This window comes from Bradyrhizobium sp. S69 (genome assembly GCF_009766005.1).
Taxonomy (GTDB): domain Bacteria; phylum Pseudomonadota; class Alphaproteobacteria; order Rhizobiales; family Xanthobacteraceae; genus Bradyrhizobium.
In genome coordinates, this window is record NZ_LMUK01000015.1 from 1 (window position 1) to 20,818 (window position 20,818).

Consider the following 20,818-nt stretch of genomic DNA (forward strand, 5'->3'; position numbering starts at 1 on the left):
TGCCCGCGAAATCGTCATAGCGCTTCTCCTAGGATTACCCCTAGGACCTGCAGCCCTCGCGTCCCTCAAACAAGACGGCCTTTGGCGGAGGGATACCCTAAAGCACGTCTTCGGTTACCTGGTTCTGTCGCCGCAAATGACGGGCGAGCCGTACTGGATCGTCATGGCTCATTCTTTGGTCGAGCCACCCGAAGGGGGCCTGCTTGAGGTAACACCGGAGGCCGCCACGGACGGCGTCCCGTTTATCAGGCACGATGGAGACGCGGCCTTGCACGAAGAATTTAGGAAGTCCGTCAAGATATTCGTGCTGCCATCTGCGATCTCAGAGGCCTGAGATAGGGGGCCGGAACTGATCGGCCTCGATGCCCGTTCTTGATTATGCCCGATGTGCAGAGCGCAGTTGAACAGGGTTTGAGTTACGGCGACAGTGCACTCAACCTTATGATTCTCTGCGCAATGACCAGATGCTCGGGCACATGCTGCCGCGAGAGTGTGGAACTCTGTCTCTTGCTGACGACAAGCGAGGACTTGGCGCTCCCTAGGAGCCTCTGGTTGATGTTCCAGTGATCGAGAGAGTATCGGTTTTCCTGCGTAACTTCAACCATTTATCAATGGCCAAGATTTTTCACACTGCAGAGAAATTTCGCATGTGTATGACGCGATGTTAGACGTTTTTGTTAGACGAAACGGCGAGTTTTCACCGAACAATTGGAGTCTAACTCGGGTCAGCGTCAACAGCCGGATCATCAAATAGTAATGAGAAATCGCGCTTGAGCACGGCGCTGAGTTCATGGTCAGGAAAGAGCTCCATTGCCTCCGTCCAAATTTCCACGGCTTTTTCTGCGTTACCGCTATTCCAATGAGCGCCTCCGAGATTGAACTTCGCTACGGCATAGTTTGGGTCAAGCGCAAGCGCGCGCTGGTAGGCGTCGAAAGCTTCCGGCCAGCGGGCAAGGTTTTCGTAAGACGATGCCAGTTGAAACCAGCTCATGGCGTCTGGCTGAACGGTCTGGGCCTGCTCCAGCAGCAGCGGCACACTTTCCTCGAACCGATTCAACTCTTTGAGAGCGATCGCCAGACAATAACCGTACTCACCGCCCTCCACTTCATAGGCCTTGCGAAAGCAGCGCTCCGCTTCTGCCCAGTCCCCTTCTTTCTGTGCCCAATGGCCCAGACGATCCCAGGGTAGCGCGGCGTCCTCCGCGTCGATGTGGGCGATGTGGTGATCGAATTCCTCGCGAAACTCGCTGTAGCTCTTGCCGACATCTTCCCCTTTGCCGCGCAGATAGAACGTTGTCATGAGAAGCTCCCGCCGCGAGGCGGAGTGCTCGGGGTTCGCCTTTACAAAGCGCTGCCAGAAGGGTGCAGCTTGCCGGGCGTTGTCCACATTTGCGCGACCGAAACTGGCGACCAGACGGCCACACCATGGCCATATCCAAGGAAGGCGGTCTGCTTGGGCCACAAGACCATTGATTTCGCGAAAGGCTGCACGACCGTCGCCAAGGTTGAAAAGGACGTTAGCGCGCCAGCCAGTGACCGCAGAAATCCGACCCTGTTTTTGATCCGAGAAGACGACTTGATCGAGATGGTGCAAGGCGTCGCCATACTTGCCGAGGCGGACAAAGTGGTTGCCCAAGGCGTTGTGGGCCTCCGCAAGGTCGGGATTCAATCGTAAAGCTTCGTGGTAATGATGCACCGCTCGTTCAAGATCACCGAGTAACTCGTAACTGGAGCCGAGATTCTTGTGGACCTGAGCCGCAAGGTCCGGAAAGGCAGTAAGCTTCGGGTCGGCGAGCGCCGCCTCGAAGGCGCGTTTTGCTTCCTCTTCGTTCCGGAGAGCGTGGAACGCGTTACCAATAGTATAGTGCACGCCGCCGACTGTGGGACGATCACTAGTGAGCCTTGACAGGAAAAAGCTTATGGCCTCCTCGATCCGCTCTGGATGGCGGCTCATGCGATCCATGCCGAGATTGATTTCGGACATGTAGCAGATGCCCATTTCTTCACTCCCAGCACCAAGAACCGCCGCGAATTTCGTAAAACCAGCGCTGATCGCCTCGTCCGCATTTTTCTCGTAGAGTTGGAAAAGGAGCTGGCGCGCCAGTGCCGGTTCCTCCGGAACGTGAACATCCGGCGGAGACTTCAGAACATGGCTGGAGAGGTCCGCCGCAGCCACGCCGACCTGATCGACCCGCCGATCGCGCGCCGATTTTGCCTCGGAACGTACGATATCGGCGAGCCTGCCCAGACGCTCGACCGTTAGCTCTTCAACAAAGGAGACTGTCAATGACTGCTGGTCGGTCCAATTTCTGCCGCCATGCTCATATTGATGAACAACGCTTTCCGCTGTGCGGATGCGCAAAGAGCCCGTCGGCACATGAAAGACAACGTAAGCGCTGTAGGTCTGCATAAGCAGATAGTTGAGATTCGAGCGTTGCACCTCGACACTGAGAGACCCGTCGGCGTTCAGCGCCTTCTCAGTTCCCTTGAGTTGGACGTGCACACGAGCATTGGTGGGCTGCCCGCTGTCCAGCGCCTCGATCTGACAGTCAGTCCCATAGTCCTTGCGGTCCGATACCTGCGAAACAAAAGCGCCACTCTCGGTTATCCGCTTCAGGAAAGCGGCGATCGCCTCGTCCTCGATCTCATGATTTCGGTCACGGCGCGGTAAATCGTCAAAATGGCTCATAATTGCTTTGGCTTCATGTCGGAAAGTAACAGCCGCTCTTAAAGCTTCCTCTTCCAATATAATAACAAGAACCAATTCGAGTAGTAGCTTCAGCTCATTCCAACCCGCGTTAGCCACCGTTTCTCTATGGTTTCTCGCGAAAGCGGCCGGGTGAGGCCGCCATGTACAGCCGATGTCTGATCACTCTTTCCGAACAGGTCGACCGCAATTCGGCGCACCGCCAACGGTATATCCTGACCAAATGACCGTTTACGCGAGAAGCTCGCGTACGGCATGCCTTAACAAGCGGCTTTGATCCGCCGTGATGTCGAAGCCGAAACACGGCACATCAGACATTTCATCCTCCGCCAAGGCCTTCAAAAGCACGGGCTGAACCTTGGCTCTGTCGGCACTACCTTTGCCGAGTAATGCCAGAAGGGACAGCCGGGCCGAATTTGATGGCGTACTTGGTAGTGCACCGATGATGGCGTCGGCTGCAGTCGGATCTCTTGCTATACGGCGCAGCACCGCAGGAACCCAATAGCCGACATTCCAGCTATAAGTTTCACGCGGGTCTTTCTTCATCAGATCGTTGATGAAGCCGATTAAGCTTTTCATGTCGCCGACGGCAGCGGTTACGCGGAACGCACTGACCATATCGTATCTCACGCCTGCTGCCTTGGTAGCCAACAGCTCATCGATCGCTGCATCCGGACGACGTAATGTGACTTCGGCAAGTGCCGAAGCCGCGGTTGCGTTTTGCGGACTCTGATCGAAGGCTTCGGTCACTTCGCGCAACAGCGCAGCATTCCGGCTAAACAGGTCGGCGAAAACACCGGCTGCGACCATGAATGGCCATTGCTCGCGGTTCGAACGCAAACCCCGGCCGTCGTTCCCGAACCCTCGTCGAAGTATCGTCTCCGTTACCATTTCGCGAAGTTGGTCGCTCTCCGGTGCGAACTTCACAAGCGCCATCATGTGTTCATCCGATCGCGCATGAACCGAGCTGGGGACCATTTTGTTCAGCAACGCGAAGAGATGCTCGGCGTTTCTGACGCCGCTGTTCAAAGCGCTCATCGAAACTTCTGGGTTGAGTTCGAGACGCGCCAACACGTGCTCGTCCCCGCCTAGTGCGGAAGAGAAGCGATCCCAAAGTGGCAACATGCGATCGAGATAGCGGTCTCTGGCACCCGTGAACGAGACGCTGGTAACCCGAATAGTCTCAGGCTCCTTCTTGTAGTCTTTGAGTTCAACGAAATGAGAAAGCTTGTCGGCCATCCCGAGGGCGACCACGGCGGCGGCGCGCCGATGGTCAAGTTGAGGTCCGATCGATTTGAGTTCTGTCGCGAGAAATGCCTCATCGTTCTTTGACACGCGATCCATTGTCACAGCTGCCTTCGCCCAAGCCATGACCGCCTCGCCGTGCACCGCGCCTTCGGCGTCCTTGCGCGCCTCGGCCAATAGCTTGAATGCGACTTCACTCGACTGAGCCGCTGGCTCAAGCATCGCAACGAGTGCCATTCGGCCTGGCTGCGATAGTGGACTGATGACTTTGATGACTGCGTCGCGGATCGAGGCTTCTAGGCCATACTGACGGGCAACAACACTTAGGTTGCCGTCGTATCGCGTGATCTCGTTTATCGCGATGGCCCGCACTTCTGGGTGTTGCGGAAATGTATCAACAAGGGAAGCGCGCCACTCCTCGTCCATGAATGTTGGACCAGTGAGATCGCCTGCTTCTAGCGACGCCCTGACGGCTTCCTCGTCGGATGGCGCAATGCCGAGACGCTTGAGGCCATGCAGAAGGAAGCTTGAACGCCGCGGCTTCTCGCGCAGCGCACGGATAATCTCGGATCGGCATAGCGCGGCGTTGTCAATAATGAGCGGCAGCTCATCGCCCGCCATCGACAGGACATTAGCCGAGGCACCAATCAACGACCCGAACGCGGCGACGACTTCGGGATCGCTCTTACCCCAAACCTCAGCGAGCGCTCGGGAAGTCCAGAAATCCGGCTCGCCACCCCTCATCGACTTTAGAAGTTGCGCTTTGATTGAAGGCAGCGGGAGAACCTTGCTTACCCCATACAGTTCGTAGTCAAAGTGCCTTTCTTTTTTCGCAACGTGCGTCTCGACGATTGCCCGCAGGTCAGGTGTCCACGTGACGCTATCCACGGGGAAGCTGCCTCGGGTAAAGAGTTCGTGGAACACGTAGTCTTGCTGGAGCAGGTCTTTAAGATGGCGTTCTATGTCCTTGTGTGCTCGGTCTGCCAGCACCAAGGAGCCAACGAGCGCACGCTGGCTGCCACGATGATCGGCCCGTGACAAAGCGCGCTCAATCCGGTGCACCAGTTGCTGCTGCATCGTCGTCGCGAAATGCGCCACCAGGTCGGGAGCCGTGATGCCTTCCTGAAATCGATCATAGTCGAGAGCAAGCGTTGCGAAGATGTTGAAGTCATCCTCGTCAGCTTCGCCGCGGTCGGCGCGAACGCGGATGGCATCGATCTGAAGGCTTCCGCTAGCGCTTCGCCGAAACTCCTTCGCGAGTGCCCCGACGTCGCCGTCGCGACCCCAGCCTCGACCGAGAGCGAGGAAAGCTGCATGAAGAGTTTCGATCGATCGCGGTAGCCTGACTAACTCAAGGAGCTGTGCTTTTATTGCAGCATCGCCCTTGGCGATTGCAGCGAGCACATGCGCGGTCGCCCGACTGAGGTATTCCTGATCGCCTGCAATAACGCGCAGCAAGGCTGGAATTGCAGCCTTCTGGCCCGCTTTGTCCCAACCGGTGATCGCGCCTATGGCCCCGGCTCTGCCATATCCATGATAATCCGGCACCCATTCCGAAATCTTGGCGGAACATTGATCGGTAAGTGCCTGCGAGAACAGCCCATCGGTCACGCCTGCAATGAGTTGCTGCTGGCGCTCCCCCCACGCGAAGAGTTCAAGCTCGACAAATTGTGCGCGTACTAACTCCCGAACTTTCGGAATGTCGTGCGCGAAGTCGGCAAAGATTGCGGCGGTCAAGAGCGCCTCGCGCGCCGTCTTGCTCGCCACATTGGTGGCATCGGCCGCGTGAATTGCGTCGACAAGGACGCCAACCTCCTGCTCTTGTTCGATTTGATTCAGCAAGTAGAGAATGGGCTCAGACCAGAGGCTATTCGACCCGTTGGCTTTGATGAAGGCGACCCGCTCGGCGCTCGTCAGCTGCGCTAGTTTTCGGCCAACAAAGTATTCTTGGAGCGAGCGATGGAGAAACCCTAAGTGGTCCGGCGTCTTCTTCACCAAAAGTCCCGTGGACTCTTCGGAAAAGCTGAGAACCGATCGGGCTTGCGTTTCCGCCGCTTCAAGGGTCCCGACCCGAGGCTGCACCAAGGCAGTCGCGCGATCCACCGCGTCTTGTTCCAGCGCCCCATCCGCGACGACGCCTTTCAGTTCCCCAGAGTGAATCGCAAATGCAAAGTCCTCCAAGATACGATCGCGGGCGCGGGAATCGATGACGGGACTGTCGGTGCGACCCGCATCCTTGGCACGGCGACGTGGTTGGTCATCGAGCAATTGCTTCACGATCTCACGGCTCGCTTCGAACCGGTTACGCGGCAAATCGTGACCGAGCCGGTGCAACTTCAAAAGCGCGAGCAAAAACAACGGCGTTTGCGCGAGGCGCACGATGCCCGAGGCTTTGGCCAGCGCATCGATGAAATTGTCCGAGCGACGCTGTGCCGCGACTTCCACGGCACTATCAGCGGCCAAAGCGCCAAGCTCCTGACGCTCCAAGATTCGATACCACAGCATTGTCAGAGCCCCGCGTTGCGTGTCCGACAGTGGTGCCAGGCGCACGCGCGCCCAATTTCCTCCTATGCCACTCAATGCTTTGAGACCATGGGGGCGCGATGTTGCGAGAACTCCAACGCCGAGCCGTTCTGATGTCACCGTCAGCGCAACGAGGAGCGAACCTGCAACGGTGGGATTGCGCGCTTCATCGATACCGTCGACAAGGAACACACAACGACGCATGACGATCGCTCGCCGCACACAGTTGCCGAGCGCAGCGTCTCCTAGCGCAGTAATGAACCGGCACGCGGCATCTTCAATAGCAACTGGCTGCCCGGCATCTTCCGTCATTCGCGCCCAAAGGGCGAATGGGATCCACACTGGCACTTGGCCGCCATATCGGATCCGCAGAGCCTCCATTGGCGTATCAGACAGAATTTCGAGTGCGACATATCGCAAAAAAGTGGTCTTGCCCGCACCCGCTTCCGCGCTGATAACCGCGTTCGGCGTTTCAGCGAGAAATTGCGCAACCGAGATCATTTTTTCACGGGGTTGCGTCATTGCAATCGTGCGCAATGAGGCGTTGTCGCCACTCACGCGGTCATCGCGCTTCCCGGTCTCTTGTGGTCCACTTGGGCGACTGTCCTGCGGTTGCTCCTGAGGTGTGGAGTCCCCGCCCGCCGGACCCAATTGAATGTCGGGCAGCACGTATCGCTGCGAGAGCCGTGGCGCAGGAATTGGGCGGCCATCGACGTCGTGGCCCGCGAGCGGCAGACCTGGGTCTACGGTCGCGATCCACGTGCTGTAGAGGTCCAGGAGCCGCTTCCGAACGTCTGCAATGTCGAACCGTGACAGGCGATCGTTGAGCAGATCAGTACGATCCTTGCCACAAATTACTTCGACCCACTCACGCGAAAAGAAGTCGTGAACGATCTCAGGCTCAGGCCGCAGGCGATCCGTCAGTCCGTCGACGAACAGGGGCTCAAATTCGATTCCCTTTTCGGCAAGCTGCGTTCTCGCTTTTTCAATTTCGTCGATCACGCCTGGCGTTGGGGCGCACGCGACCGCCAACACAAACCGCTTCGCGACTTTGGCCCAATCGGCTTCGAGAAACGCCTCGATTGCATCGCAAACGTCAACCGGGGCGAACGTTTGATGGCGCTTGCTTTGCCACGCCTCAAACGTCCCATCCTTCTTACGGACGAGAACATCAATGCCGAGTTGCTTGTGTCCTTGAGAACCGTAGGCCCACGCCGCCACAACGTCGCCCGCGCTCGCCGCCAGACGACGACACAGGCGCTCGAAGTCTGGCCATCCGAGGCCGAGGAAATTGAGGGTCGCCGCAAGCGGCATCACGGGCGGCAACGACCGCGGACCTGTCGGCTCCTCTGTCAGCCATACGGGATTTTCCTCGCGAACGGACGCATCGGTTGTTTGTGAAGATTTCCTTTTTATCGTCGCCATGTCGTTTTCGTTGCGGCTTGAGGCCGTAGTCTCGCTACCGAAATCGCCTCGCTGGAGTTGAGTCATCTCCGCGCTGCTCATGCTACGCTCCAGCCCACAGTCCTGAAACACGAGATTTTTCGGAGCAACCGCTGGTGCCGACAGGGCTCTGGTTTCTCCACCGCCATCGAAGCCGTTTGCTCGCTTGCCACTGGATAGAGCTTTCGCTACCTTAGCAGCCTACACACTTTCTATAATAAAATCAATGAATTAGCCCGCCTCTGGCGGGCTTTCTCATATACTGCAGTGCTTTCGCACCCACTACCATCCGTTACATCGAAAAACCTATTGGTGTCAGTTAGATACGCCTCGTCTTTGCCGTCTGTTGCCTCGCGCTACATTTTTCTCCATGGCATATGATTGGCACATGATCACCGATCGCCGTCTGTTACATTGAAAGCACGACACGAGACAATGTCATGAGCGATGCACCGCCGACGAGGCATGATCCCATTGGCGAGCGCCATTTCAGGCCGCTCGAAATCGCCGATCGTGTGTCCGACATCTCATTTTACGTTGCCGCGCTACTTTCATTCGCCGCGCTCTTGATCGAAAAGGCCGAACACCCGTCGCTCTACGATTTGGTCCAGATCGGTTTCGTGTTCGCGGTACTGACCGTGTTTTTCTCAGGCATCGCTATCAAGTTGTACTGGCGTCCCTCCGCCGAAGACGGTCGGCGCGCAGAATTGATCAGCAATGCATCGAACGTCGCGCTGACGGTCGAAAAGACAGAAGGATACTACAACAACGCCGAGACTGACCCTATCCGCCGATTAGGCGTCATCATTATGGAGAATAGCCATTTTAGTAAGGCCATAGCCCTCAAGATGCTGCATTGGGAGCGAGTGCGCATCGGTGCCTATGTGGTTTTGTTTCTGGCTGCCGTGCTGTACCGAAAAACCGACCTCGCCATCGCGTCTACCGCTGCCCAAGCCGTTTTCAGCGAGCAGTTGCTTTCCCGCTGGCTACGTCTTGAATGGTTCCGAATGCGATGTCAGAGCGTCTATAGTCAGGCTTACGCCCTGTTTCAAAGCTCACCATCAAAGAGGGTCCTCTTCGCGAAGGTCATCGAACTCTTTGGGCTCTACGAGACCGGCAAGGCGAATGCCGGAATCGCTCTCTCATCCAAGCTCTTCTTCGAGAATAATGACGCGCTATCCCGCGAGTGGGATCAGATAAAATCTGCGCTCAAGCTTTGAATCACCCGTAAGCAGGAAAGTAGTCGCCGAAGATCTTTCGCCACTCGTCAAAAGCCGCGGGAATCTTGCCGTTGGCTGCAAATCCTTCGGCTTTGACTGCACGATTATAGGCAGTGGTGAAACGGCTCACCGCATCTTCAACAGTCGTGACGTTGTCGAGCGGATTGACTTGATCCCCATAGCCGGCGGGATCGATCTGTTTAAATTTTATCTTCTCGCGACCTTTATCCAAAACATACCGCACGCCGCTCGGATAGTCCGTGATGGTGATGTTGTTGAGAATGTCGATGGTCATCAGTTCAAGGTAAAAACCCTTGAAAGCGCTGTTGATCTCCCTGTTCCAACGGCGCATCATTTTGATCAACGGCACGATATCTCCGTTGTGGGCCTTGTTGGACGCGGTGGTATGGGCCTCGTGGGCGGGAGGGTTGGTTGATATCCAGTTCCCGCCGATCGAATTGGGAATCAGAAAGCCGCCGCCCTTTCGATTGTAACAAGGCACAGCGTCGACCTTGAAGTCGGAGAAGGTCAGCGTTACCGCTTGTCCGTTGCGGCTAATCCGAGTGCCTGTGTTGTAGGTTTTCAGCAGCACCGTGCGCACGCGATCAAGCAGCGCTGCGGGCGTGTATTTTTCGAAATATGACGGATCGAGCACAATGAAGATATCGATGTCCGCCTCTGAGAGTGGCGCGATCATCGTAGAGCGTTGATACGAACCAGCAAGAAACGACGAAAGAACGGTTATTTCCTTTTCGATGGCCTCTCGAACGCGCTGTTGGCGAGTGGATACCGTCGCAGATTGCAGCCCGGTTATTTCCAAGTTCTGCTTCAATGAGGTGAAGCCGCCATCAATCGATGTTGCCATGTAATCTCTCAAGCAAATTCAAGAATGTCCTTGATATTATTCGGTCAGCCTTGTGAGCTGCAGCAGGTTTCACAACCTATCAGAGAGCCAATTGAAGCCCTACTGTATCCGGATTCCATACATCTTGGCCCTACGTAAGAACGCCTCACGGGCACCCTCAAGAATGGCGCAAGCATGATCTCGCGTTGCGACATGGTCGATTGAGCCGCGCGATACGATCGTCCCGTGATCATTCACAGCCTTCATGACGACGATCTGTTCGGCATCGCCCAAAACTGCCACGTTCGGGTTATGCGTAACGATAATCACCTGCCTGCGCTCTTTTGCGCGACGCAAGACTGGAACGAGCGTTGAGTAGATGAACTCGCCGTCGAGATTGTCTTCGGGTTGATCGATGATAAGCGGCCTGTTGCTGTCCGACGACAGAATAAGTGCAAGCAGTACGGACTGCTGTTGGCCGAGTGAGAGTTTTGAAAAATCCCGAACAACGAAGCGCTTCTTCCCGCCGGCGTCGGAAACTTCACGGGTGACCGACAAACGCGGTAGATCGAAAACTTTGACCCGCTCTAAGGCAAATCGCACTGCGGGTTCACTCAGCTTTTCGATTATGCCTTTCGCTTCGGCCTGATCGAAGACCTGCACGCCCTCATCTGTCTTTATGTCCGTAATCGGCTTCGTACTCGATTTTTGGATCGCTTCCAAAAGGCGCGGAACTGTGAGGATTTCCACAAGCCAAGTTGCACGCGGCTGCTGGTTCGTCCGCCAACCCATAGCTTGTATAATCTGATTTGTTGCCTCCGGCGAATGAGCGTTCTCAGAATACTTCAAGCTTACCTTGAGGTCCGTCAGTGCTTCCTTCAAAGTCGCGGAAGCCTTCCGCGCAAACGCGTCCCGAAGCCCGTAGACTTTCGCGCGCGCGCGCCAGCGCTCTTTGAGCGCGGCGGCCCTTTCCTTTCGCTTTGCTTCCAGGTGCGGAATCCACGATCGCAGATTGCTGACATTTTGTTGGTGGCTCGCCTCATCTTTAGCAAGCTTGGCAATATACGACATATCAAACGTGACCTTCAGCGCCTCAAGTTCACGTCGTTTCGCGTCGATCTTTTTCTGCGCCTCGGTATCTTTATGTTTCCACGTAACAAGCTGAGCAATTACGATCGCTTCGAACGCCTGGAGATCCGTCTTGGCTTGCGCTTCGGTGCGGTCCATTGCTTTGTTCAGGGTGTTGGCCCCCGTAACAATAGCGCGGTACTCATTCGCACCGACGGTTAGTTCGCCCGGATCAGCGAGTCCAAGAATGCTTTCGATGGCCTCACGACCTGTCGTGCCGTCCATGCTATCTTTCGCTGCCGCGAGTTGATCGATCACCTCCCGACGAATTTCTCGTTCGGCAGCCAATGCGCGTTGAAGCGCAATCAGCTCCTTTACTTCCGGCTTTTGCAGAGCCGTCAATTGCTGCCGAGTGGTAGCGAGTGACCGCTCATACTGAGGGATCAACGCCACTTTTTGCTCAGCTTTTTCGATTTCGGTCTGAAGCGCTAGCAAGGTCTCCCGGAGGGCCTCTTCTTCTTCGGTGGCATCGGAGATGTTCACGAATTTGTCGAGATATTCGAGCAGTGCGAGCGGGTTTGTCTTTGCTTCCAAGGCAATTTTAGCCGCCTCGCCTTGGCCGAAGCAATCAATGTCAAAAGTAGTAGGTCCGAAGTCTTCGTCGTCCTCATTTCGGAGTTCGCCGTCTTTCATTCGGCTTAACGTGTGCTGTTGTCCGCTTTGATCTTCCCAGCACAACGTGAGCAGGTCGGGCCACACTTCAGAGTCAACGACGCCGGTTTCGTCGGCGCCACCGGAGAGGCAGCGCACGGCAACGAACGCCGTCGATTTTCCCGTTCCTCGCCCTCCGACCAAGCAATTGAGGTTATGGCCAAATTGAATCGTTTGCCCATCGAGGAATCCGCCTTCAAATGTCACGCCCATGATACGTGGGATGACATCGGGCACTTGGTCTTCAATACGCACGCGAGCATCTGCATCTTCCAAGGCAATTTTCAGCCCCTCGAAAGACGGGGTTTCCATCTTGAGGCGCGTAACTTTCCTGTCATTTGAGGCGTTTCTGCCCAGAGCTGATAAGGAATGCGCATCTGAGTTCAGCACCCGGGCCAGAAACTGCTTGCTGCCGAGACCGAGACGCTTGATGCGTTCTTGACCCATGCGCGCGCGTTGCGCGTCTGGATCGATGTCGGAATAGCTGATCGGCGAGGTGCCGACCTTAAGTTCGATGCCGAGCAAGGCCGGATGGCAAAGAACGTCTGTCTTGTGCGGCTTCGCGCCTGGATTTTCAATCTCAAATCCGGACTGAATGTCAACGTGAGCAAGTACGCCGAAGCCGTTGAGGTTGCCGACCATGTCAAGGCATTCCATGATCGCGTTTTGGCACCGTGAAGTTTGCTTGCCGCGATCGACGATTTTCAACTGACCATGCAGCCGCTGAAGTTCCGCCAAACTCGGGGTGTACAAGAGCAAGTGCCCCTGCGGCGTCGACAATTCGATGCCTGGGATCACGGTAAGCGATGTGCCACTCGCATGTTGCAGTGCGGCTTCCACGTTTGTGATTTCGTTGTGATCGGTAATCGCGATGATCGAAAGACCTTCGGCGACCGCAGTGGAGACAATGTTTTGCGCTGTCATCGTCTGATCGCGCACGTCGTGAGAACCACCAAACGAATGAATATGAAGGTCGGCCCGAACGAACTGAGCGCCAACCGACTCTTGCAATATCCGCTCTATACCCTCTGTCATGCAGCAATCCTAGGTCGCTCAAACACACCAAAAAGGGGAGAATGAAATAAGTCTAGCGCAATGATTGAATGACTGGAACCCGGCGTTTATCGAAAATTTCGGGTTTTCACCCTTAGCGTATCGATATGAAGGTCGGGCACGTACATATCGCGGGGCCGTGTCATGGGCGCTTTGGCTTCGCGGCTGTCCAGGCCGCTCCCACCTGTTTTCGCTTCGTCGCCGCGGCCTGACACCATCGGGAATGCGGCATCGAGGCCGGAGACGCGCTTGAGCTCCCCTGATAGATCGAGGATTTGCTCGGCTATTACGTGGATCACGCCATTGGCGCTCTGTAAGCGCCCGCGGCATCCCATTAGGGTGGCGCCGAGGATGGCGCGACGGTTCTGCTCAAATACGGACGGCCAAACGATAAGGTTCGCATTTGCACCCTCGTCTTCGAGGGTAATGAACATGACGCCCTTGGCCGAGCCCGGCATCTGACGCACCAGCACGAGGCCTGCGATAGAGATGCGTTTGCCGTTCGGCGTGCTCTGCACGGCTTTACAGGTTTGATAGCCAAGCTCCTGTAACCGCTCGCGAAGAAAGCCTACCGGGTGACCGCGCAGGCTTAAACCTTGGCTGCGGTAATCCTCGACGACTTCGCGGCCCATGGTCATCGCTGGTAGGGTGACGTCCGGTTCGGTTGCTTCAGGCCGAAGGATACCGGCGCGATCATCTGCCGCCGCGAAGAGCGGGAGCGCTTCATCGCGCAGAGCCTTGATGGCCCATGCCGCATCCCGGCGTGACAGGCCTAGTCCGGCGAAGCCGTCAGCCGACGCAATATGCCGAAGGGTCGCAACGGGCACTGAAGCGCGCCGCCATACCTCTTCTATGGTCTTGAACTCACGGTCAGCACGGCCCCCCTCGATCCTGTTGAACGTGCGACGATCGACCAGTTGCTCGGCGTCTTTCTGGTTCAGGCTCCGAACCGTGCAGAAGCCAAGGCGGACCGCTTTCAGCGCGGTAGCCGCCGGCTCGAGCTTGCAATCCCAGTCCGAATTGTTGATGTCAACCGGGCGGACCTCTACGCCATGCTCCCGTGCGTCGCGGACGAGTTGGGCCGGTGCGTAAAAGCCCATTGGCTGGGCGTTGAGGATCGCGGCAAGGAAAACGTCCGGATGGTGGCATTTCATCCAGCTTGAAGCGTAGGCGATGAGTGCGAAACTTGCGGCGTGGGATTCCGGGAAGCCGTAGCTGCCGAAGCCTTCGAGTTGGCGGAAGGTGCGCGCGGCAAACTCTTCCGTATAACCATTATCGAGCATGCCACTGATGAGTTTGTCCTGGAACTTATTCACGCCGCCCGTAAATTTGAATGTCGCCATGGCGCGTCGAAGCTGGTCAGCTTCCGTTGGCGAGAAGCCAGCCGCCACCATGGCGACTTGCATCGCCTGTTCCTGAAACAGCGGAACGCCAAGCGTTTTGCCGAGAACCTTTTCCAACGCCGGCGTTGGAAAATGCACCGGCTCTCGCCCTTCCCGCCGACGAATATAGGGGTGCACCATATCGCCTTGTATGGGACCGGGACGGACAATCGCCACCTCAATCACGAGATCGTAGAATGTTTTTGGCTTGAGGCGCGGCAGCATCGACATCTGGGCGCGCGATTCAATCTGGAACGTGCCCATCGTGTCCGCTTTCTGAATCATCGCGTAGGTCGCGGGATCTTCGGCGGGGATGGTTGCGAGGTTAAGGCGTTGCCCCTTCCCGCTATCGAGCAGGTCGAAGGCGCGCCGCATGCAGCCGAGCATGCCAAGGCCGAGCACATCGACTTTCATAAACTTCAGCGTGTCAATATCGTCCTTATCCCATTCGATGACTTGCCGGTTCTCCATCGCAGCGGGCTCGACCGGAACCAACTCATCGAGGCGATCCAGCGTGAGAACAAAGCCGCCGGGGTGTTGCGACAGATGCCGCGGCGTATTGATCAGTTGCTTGGCAAGGTCAAGCGTCAGGCGAAGGCGCCGATCCTCCATATTGAGATTCAGTTCCCTGACTTCACGTTCCGCAACGCCGTCCGTGCTCCACCCCCAGATCAACCGGGCCAGAGAGCCTGTGACATCTTCTGGAAGCCCGAGCGCCTTTCCCACTTCGCGTACCGCACCACGCGCGCGATAACGGCTCACCACCGCCGTCAGCGCCGAGCGCGTGCGCCCGTAAGTCTCATAAATCCACTGGATGACCTCTTCGCGCCGTTCATGCTCGAAATCGACATCGATATCGGGTGGTTCGCGTCGCTCTTCGCTTACAAAGCGTTCGAACAGCAGGCCTTGCCGGACGGGATCGATGGAGGTGACACCGAGCACGTAGCAGACGGCGGAGTTTGCCGCCGATCCCCTGCCCTGGCAGAGAATGCCTTTCGAGCGCGCGAAGCGGACGATGGTTTCTACGGTGAGAAAATACGGCGCATATTCCATGCGCTCGATCAGGTTCAACTCATGCCGAAGCTGCGTGGCTACCGTGTCGGGCAAACCTTCCGGATAGCGCCGCCCCGCGCCTTCCCATGTCAGCTTCTCCAAACGTTCCTGTGCGTTGAGCCCATCTTCCAGCGTTTCGGTCGGATAAGTATAAGTGAGTTGATCGAGCGAGAACCGGCAGCGCCCGGCAATCTCCCAGGTACGCCGAACCGCTTCGGCGTATTTGGGGAAAAGCCGCATCATTTCAGCGGGCTCCTTGAGGAACCGATCGGCATGGCGCTCTTTTTGGAACCCTGCATTATCGATCGTGGTGTGAAGACGGATACAGGTGACGACGTCCTGAAGCGGACGGCGCGTCGGACAATGGTAGAGCACATCATTTGTCGCTACTGTTGGCACGCCCGCTTTTGAGGCGGCGTTAGCGATCGTGCGTAGCCGCAAAGCTTCATTGGGACGAAAGCGCCGCGTCAGCGCGCAATAGGCCCGGTCCCCGAAAATGCGGTGCAGCCGCGCCAATTCCCCCGCCAATTCGGCTTTTGTATCGTCCGACAGCAGCACCGCCAGCAAACCCTTGCTCCAGGTTTGCACATCGGGCCAGTCGATATGGCATGCGCCTTTGCCCGCGCGACTTTTGCCTAGGCTTAAGAGACGGCAGAGACGACCATAAGCCGCGCGGTCGGTCGGATAGACCAGCAAGGACGTTCCGCATTGCAGGTCAAGGCGGCAACCAACTAGCAGGCGGACACCCGTCGTGTTTGCCGCTTCATGCGCCCGCACCACACCGGCAAGCGAGTTTCGGTCAGCGATGCCAAGCGCCTTGATACCGAGCAGAGCGGCGGCGGCGAATAATTCTTCCGGCGACGACGCGCCACGCAGGAAAGAGTAATGTGTCGTGACCTGAAGCTCGGCGTAGTTCATGCCTCGCCCACCCCATGCAGCCACCACGCACCGCCATCTTGCGTCGGCGCATCGCGGAACAGCCAATAGCGGGTACCGTCTTCAGCCTCGACCCGGTAATAGTCGCGCACAAGCTGGGTTTCTTTCTCATCGACCCACCATTCGCCATGAATGCGCTCGGGCCCATCTGCCTTCGCGACGATGTGCCGGATACCACGCCAGATAAAAAAGCGCGGCGGATGATCCGGAATGGCCGCAATTGCTTCAATCTTCTCGGGATGCACAAATAGCCGGGCCGGACGCGGCAGGTGTTCCGGCCATGCCGCGCCGTTGGTGGCATGCAGTGCAGGAACGCGTCGCATGGCGCGTTCGGGCAGTGCACTTTCAACGGGCGCGAGCCGATAGACATTCTTCGATCCAAGCCGCACGCCAAGCGTATCGACAAGCTGGCTTACGTCGACCTGGCTGCCGTCTTCGGCGAGATGCGCGCCAATGGTTTGCCGCTCCGCCAGAGCCTCGACCCATGATGCGGTAAGCGACGCAATCTCGATCCCGAAGCCGGGATCGATGACGACGAGCCGGTCCGCCAAAAGCTTCACAAGATGCTTGGGTTCCCGGTAAGGCCGCGACAGGCCGATGCGGGCACTCTGCGCGATATTGTCGACGCGCAAGAACACCAGATCGAGCCGGCGCGCGCCAATGCCGCGGGACAGCATTTCGATGCATAGTGCTTTGCTCAATTTGTTGATGACGCGCTTCAAGTCTTCGGGATCGGCAATAGGCTCGGCGAAACGCAATTCCGTCCGGGGAAGCTCAGGCGGCAGGATGGAGGACAACGCCTCTTGCCGCGATCCAAGCGCCTGATCGAGACGAAGCAGCACATCGCCGCCAAAGCGCAGATGAAGGCTAGAACGCGGTTTGCTCGCGAGTTGCGCAACCCGCTCGATCCCGACTTCATGCAGTGAAGCAATGACGCTGGGGGCGAGGCGAAGCGCTGCAATCGGCAGACTTGCGATGGCTTCCGAAGCGCGGCCCGGCGAGACAAGCACGGTCTGCCCAAAGCGCGCCAAGCCCCAGGCGCTCCCGGGCGTATCTGACAGCGCGGCCTTTGCCGAAATGCCTTGAGCTTTAAGCCGTTCGCATAGGTCTGCGAGAAGCGCCGCTTCGCCTTGGAACAGATGCGCCGACCCCGCCACGTCAATAAAGACGCCATCGGGCGGGTCCGGTGTTACGAGCGGTGAATACCGTATGCACCAGATTGCGAGGCGGACGAGCGCAGCCTCGTCCTCTTGCGGCGTGGCATTGACGACGCAGAGTTCCGGAACGAGCGATTGCGCATGCGTAACCGTCATCCCCACGGATAAACCCGCGCGATGCGCGGCGTCATCGACGCTCGCAAGGATACGCCGTTGCCCTTCCATCATCGCCGTCACGAGAGGCTTATCCCGCGCGGCGATATCCGGCGCCTTCCGCCGCAGCCGATCGCTCGGCCAGCGCGGCAGGAAGAGCGAGATAACCCTTCGCATCGCATGCCCCCATAATCCATTCCCGCGCCTCGCCCCCGCGCGCACGCACCAACTCAACCCGCCATTGCTGGCGCCCCATGTCTTCCATTTCTTCGTTCGAAGGGTGTGGCGAGACACGCCAGCGTGAGTTTGCAGCGTTTGGTTCGCCTGCAAGGCCCTTTTCTTTCGTATTACGCCAACGCCGAATGACGAGCGCGGTGACGCCCGTCTCTTCGGCGCAAAGCTGCAAACGGCGCGATGCATTCAACGAGAGTTGGGTTACTTCCCCAATGACGGCGGCGAGGCCCTTGCAGCGTAGGCCCTCTTCCATCGCGGGCAACACGTCGCGGTCTTTCCACGTCTCGCAATAGATGACGCGGTCAGGATGCAGCCCCACACGCGCGAGTGCGGGCGCAAAAAGGTCCCGTCCTCGCAGACACCACAACACAGGACCATGCAGACGCGCGGCGATGCCGGCGGCGAATAGCGTCGCCAAGCCCGCATAGGTCGCCGCTGCGCCTCCCTCCACTACTTCGTGGAGATGGCCAAGGCGAAGCCCGCCGCCCGGCAAATGCCCGTCGAGTTCCCCCACGCCGAATGGCAAAAGCAAACCCGGCGCGTGTCCGCGCCGCTCCGCCCGCTCGAGCCAGCGGCGCAATTCGGCAACAGGAATTGGCGGGCTGGCTTGAGCCATCCATGGGTCTCCTCTAAAATGAATGTTCTATCTTTGTTCTCATTGCCGCTAGAGTCAATCGAGAACCGGTGAGGGCGTAAGACAGCGGGTTAAACGGTTCATAAAGCCTCGCCCATGAACTGTTTTGGGACCTTTTATGAACCAGTTGAATATTCCATAACCAGCTTTATTTGCTGAACTTTTTCCCACACCAGCCTTCCTAAAGACCTATACTGTCTCTAGATATATGTTTGGTCGTCCCCTTAAAAAATCGAAGCTCAAAACTGAAGGAGGCTTCGATGAAGGACGTGGTGGATTGGTTGGCGGTGTTCGGCGGCATGTCGGGCGGCGTCTTGGCTGTGTTGGTGATGTTGGCGGCGTTTGGATTGGCGGCGTTTGCGATCCACGCTGTTCTCACTGTCGCGAAGGAGCGCCGCGATGAAGATGCGTGAATGGGTCCGGCTTCCGTCGCGATGGATCGAGACGGGCAGGCTCAAAGAGCTTCAATGGACAAGCGCCGAAGGCAGCGGGTCAAATAACCTCGCCGCGCTGATGGTGCTGGCGCCCCTGGCCCATCACGCCGATGACGAGGGCGTGTCAGCCTGCACGTATGATCGCTTATCGCTCGCCACCGGGCTAAGCCGTGCGAAAATTTCAGCGGGGCTATCTGTGCTCGAAAAGCTTGAAGTGATCGACAGGACACCATCGGGCCGTAGTACGTTTCAACTTCTGAATTATAGCGAGGCTGGTGGTTGGTCGAAACTTCCGGCGCGAGGGCTTTACAACGCCGGCAGGATTATCGGCTTTGAAAATTTCCATCTGCGCACGATGAACGAGTTGCACGCGCTGAAGCTCTATTATCTTTTTGCCCGCCGCCGCTCGAACGACACCAATATGGCGCATATCAGCTACGACAAAATTGAACAATATACCGGGATCGCCCGGCAACGCATAAGGACCGGGATCAGCCTTCTCGCTTCAGTGGGAATGGTCCATGTTGAGCATGTCCCCAGCCGCTCTAATGAGCGCGGGACTGCGAACGCTTACCGGTTGCCCTTTATTGATCCCTACACGCATCTCGGCACGAAGGGCCGTGATCCGGATTTCGCCAGAGAATAATCAGGGCCTCGGCACGTCGCGGAGATATTGGAGCGAAAACGGCCTGTGCGCCTTGGTGTCATTCCAGCTCAGCGTAATATGGCTCACAAATCCCGGATAGCTGACAGTAATTTCGCCCGGCCTAAAATTTTGCGCGTTCAACCCTTTTACTTGCCCAATTTCGCGCGGGTCCAACATCAACACGAAAATGAGTCCAAGGATGCCCACGGCGAGGCCGCATATTTCGTCTTGCGCGGTCATGTACGGCTGAAGCTGAAACCGATTGTGGTTCTCGGTGAGATCACCGCTATTCATGACGCAGTAAAGGCCCGCTCCTTGAGGCCACGCACCTGGATCGTCAAGCATCTCTAATACGGCAACATCGGTCGTGAACGCTCCGGAAAGGCGCTCCCGGCCGCGCGCAATATTTCCCGACGTAGCCATCGCCTTCACTGTTTTGAGCAGCCATCGCTCGATGTCGTGGCCCGACACAATAAAATGAGGAACCGTCGCAACCTTGTCCAAGCACGACTTGAGCGCCGTGATGAAATAGAGCGCGGCAGAATCCAGCGGCGAAAGCGTGCTGTTATGTTTTTCGCAGAGGCAGTTCGCGGTCAGCGCCTTGGAGCCGATGATCTTCGCTTCGCCTTCGGGTAGCCACGGCACCCCCGACACTGTGAAATCGCCATCTGCCTTGAGCAACAGGATAATCGATTCAGAAATCAGGTGTTCACGAGAAACACCACCGTTACAAGTGGCCAGTTCTTTCATGTAACATTTATCAACCGACGATCCGGGTGGCAGAGAGCGAAGGCCGAGCACCGCGGGTTGTTTATGCCAGCGCCCATCTCGAAAGCAGCACAAGCCCGCCGCCTTCGATGAGCCGCATCGGCAGGGTCCGCTCTCGATCGCCAGTCGTCTTCGTTTCGCTTCCCCCATCAGACCTCAGCTTTCGCCGCCGTCCTCTTTCGTGCCACGCGCAACGATCCGCAGCGCGTCATCCGGCAAGGGCCGCTGCAGCTTAAGCGCCTCTTCCGGCGGCGCCGTCAGCCAGGTCTCGATTTCATCTTGTGTCGTCAGAATGACGGGCATGGCCTTCGGGTGCACGGGGCCGACGACATTGTTCGGTTCGGTGGTCAGGAACGCAAACAGATCGTTCGCGGTCTCGCCCTCCTTCACTTTTCGGACCGACGTCCAGTTGGTCCAGATTCCGGCAAAGACCGCAAGCGGCCGGCTCTCGTTGAGGGCGAACCATACGTCGCCGCCTTCGGCCTTGTTAAATTCGCTGAAGGACGTGAATTGTCATTCGGCCTGCAATATTGACCCCCTAAGCCGGGGGATCGGCGTCCAAAATTGACCCCCTACAGGTTGGTCTGTTGCGCTGCCTGCTTTGTAA

The 20,818-nt window shown here is 57.4% G+C and carries 12 protein-coding genes and 1 pseudogene; 4 read left to right on the forward strand and 9 right to left on the reverse strand.

Going from position 1 to position 20,818, the window contains the following annotated elements:
• Positions 1 to 334 (forward strand): hypothetical protein (locus tag GSQ88_RS35155; protein WP_210253747.1); only part of this gene is annotated, 334 nt, incomplete at its 5' end.
• A 381-nt stretch (positions 335 to 715) separates the two neighbouring features.
• On the opposite strand, the gene GSQ88_RS04840 is transcribed toward GSQ88_RS35155, so the two are convergent.
• Positions 716 to 2,806, reverse strand: coding sequence for a tetratricopeptide repeat protein (locus tag GSQ88_RS04840; protein ID WP_246735063.1), 2,091 nt, complete (start codon positions 2,804 to 2,806; stop codon positions 716 to 718).
• 132 nt (positions 2,807 to 2,938) lie between these two features.
• Positions 2,939 to 7,981 carry an NACHT domain-containing protein gene (locus GSQ88_RS04845; RefSeq protein ID WP_159006258.1) on the reverse strand — a complete coding sequence of 1,681 codons (5,043 nt, stop codon included), beginning with the start codon at positions 7,979 to 7,981 and terminating at the stop codon, positions 2,939 to 2,941.
• Positions 7,982 to 8,358: 377 nt separating this feature from the next.
• Here GSQ88_RS04845 and GSQ88_RS04850 point away from each other — a divergent pair, with 377 nt between their 5' ends.
• Positions 8,359 to 9,138 carry a hypothetical protein gene (locus tag GSQ88_RS04850; RefSeq protein WP_159006259.1) on the forward strand — a complete coding sequence of 260 codons (780 nt, stop codon included), beginning with the start codon at positions 8,359 to 8,361 and terminating at the stop codon, positions 9,136 to 9,138.
• A gap of 1 nt (position 9,139) precedes the next feature.
• Here the strand turns inward: GSQ88_RS04850 and GSQ88_RS04855 are convergent, their stop codons facing one another.
• The 5 genes from GSQ88_RS04855 to GSQ88_RS04875 form a co-directional block, all read right to left on the reverse strand.
• Positions 9,140 to 10,003 carry an SMODS domain-containing nucleotidyltransferase gene (locus tag GSQ88_RS04855; protein WP_159006260.1) on the reverse strand — a complete coding sequence of 288 codons (864 nt, stop codon included), beginning with the start codon at positions 10,001 to 10,003 and terminating at the stop codon, positions 9,140 to 9,142.
• Positions 10,004 to 10,102: 99 nt separating this feature from the next.
• A complete protein-coding gene (locus GSQ88_RS04860; protein WP_159006261.1) occupies positions 10,103 to 12,796 on the reverse strand; it encodes a TrlF family AAA-like ATPase in 2,694 nt (897 codons plus the stop codon).
• An 86-nt stretch (positions 12,797 to 12,882) separates the two neighbouring features.
• Complete coding sequence (locus tag GSQ88_RS04865; RefSeq protein WP_159006262.1) at positions 12,883 to 16,167, reverse strand: error-prone DNA polymerase; 3,285 nt, start codon at positions 16,165 to 16,167, stop codon at positions 12,883 to 12,885.
• Positions 16,164 to 17,672: a DUF6504 family protein gene (locus GSQ88_RS04870; RefSeq protein ID WP_159006263.1), complete on the reverse strand. Its 1,509-nt coding sequence runs from the start codon at positions 17,670 to 17,672 to the stop codon at positions 16,164 to 16,166. The genes GSQ88_RS04865 and GSQ88_RS04870 overlap by 4 nt, the downstream gene beginning before the upstream one ends.
• A complete protein-coding gene (locus GSQ88_RS04875; protein ID WP_159006264.1) occupies positions 17,587 to 18,345 on the reverse strand; it encodes an ImuA family protein in 759 nt (252 codons plus the stop codon). The genes GSQ88_RS04870 and GSQ88_RS04875 overlap by 86 nt, the downstream gene beginning before the upstream one ends.
• A 278-nt stretch (positions 18,346 to 18,623) precedes the next feature.
• Here GSQ88_RS04875 and GSQ88_RS04880 point away from each other — a divergent pair, with 278 nt between their 5' ends.
• Together GSQ88_RS04880 and GSQ88_RS04885 are read left to right on the forward strand one after the other, a co-directional pair.
• Positions 18,624 to 18,776 carry a hypothetical protein gene (locus GSQ88_RS04880; protein WP_159006265.1) on the forward strand — a complete coding sequence of 51 codons (153 nt, stop codon included), beginning with the start codon at positions 18,624 to 18,626 and terminating at the stop codon, positions 18,774 to 18,776.
• Complete coding sequence (locus tag GSQ88_RS04885) at positions 18,763 to 19,443, forward strand: hypothetical protein (protein ID WP_159006266.1); 681 nt, start codon at positions 18,763 to 18,765, stop codon at positions 19,441 to 19,443. The genes GSQ88_RS04880 and GSQ88_RS04885 overlap by 14 nt, the downstream gene beginning before the upstream one ends.
• Here the strand turns inward: GSQ88_RS04885 and GSQ88_RS04890 are convergent, their stop codons facing one another.
• Together GSQ88_RS04890 and GSQ88_RS04895 are read right to left on the reverse strand one after the other, a co-directional pair.
• A complete protein-coding gene (locus GSQ88_RS04890; protein ID WP_159006267.1) occupies positions 19,444 to 20,193 on the reverse strand; it encodes a hypothetical protein in 750 nt (249 codons plus the stop codon).
• A gap of 174 nt (positions 20,194 to 20,367) precedes the next feature.
• Positions 20,368 to 20,721: pseudogene (locus GSQ88_RS04895) on the reverse strand (SOS response-associated peptidase family protein); the annotation flags it as partial.
• Positions 20,722 to 20,818 lie beyond the last annotated feature (97 nt).

Coding starts and splice junctions, on each gene's coding strand:
- GSQ88_RS04865 (WP_159006262.1), bottom strand. CDS start 16,167: ATGAACTACGCCGAGCTTCAGGTCACGACACATTACTCTTTCCTGCGT.
- GSQ88_RS04875 (WP_159006264.1), bottom strand. CDS start 18,345: ATGGCTCAAGCCAGCCCGCCAATTCCTGTTGCCGAATTGCGCCGCTGG.
- GSQ88_RS04880 (WP_159006265.1), top strand. CDS start 18,624: ATGAAGGACGTGGTGGATTGGTTGGCGGTGTTCGGCGGCATGTCGGGC.
- GSQ88_RS04850 (WP_159006259.1), top strand. CDS start 8,359: ATGAGCGATGCACCGCCGACGAGGCATGATCCCATTGGCGAGCGCCAT.
- GSQ88_RS04845 (WP_159006258.1), bottom strand. CDS start 7,981: ATGAGCAGCGCGGAGATGACTCAACTCCAGCGAGGCGATTTCGGTAGC.
- GSQ88_RS04860 (WP_159006261.1), bottom strand. CDS start 12,796: ATGACAGAGGGTATAGAGCGGATATTGCAAGAGTCGGTTGGCGCTCAG.
- GSQ88_RS04870 (WP_159006263.1), bottom strand. CDS start 17,672: ATGCGAAGGGTTATCTCGCTCTTCCTGCCGCGCTGGCCGAGCGATCGG.
- GSQ88_RS04855 (WP_159006260.1), bottom strand. CDS start 10,003: ATGGCAACATCGATTGATGGCGGCTTCACCTCATTGAAGCAGAACTTG.
- GSQ88_RS04885 (WP_159006266.1), top strand. CDS start 18,763: ATGAAGATGCGTGAATGGGTCCGGCTTCCGTCGCGATGGATCGAGACG.
- GSQ88_RS04890 (WP_159006267.1), bottom strand. CDS start 20,193: ATGAAAGAACTGGCCACTTGTAACGGTGGTGTTTCTCGTGAACACCTG.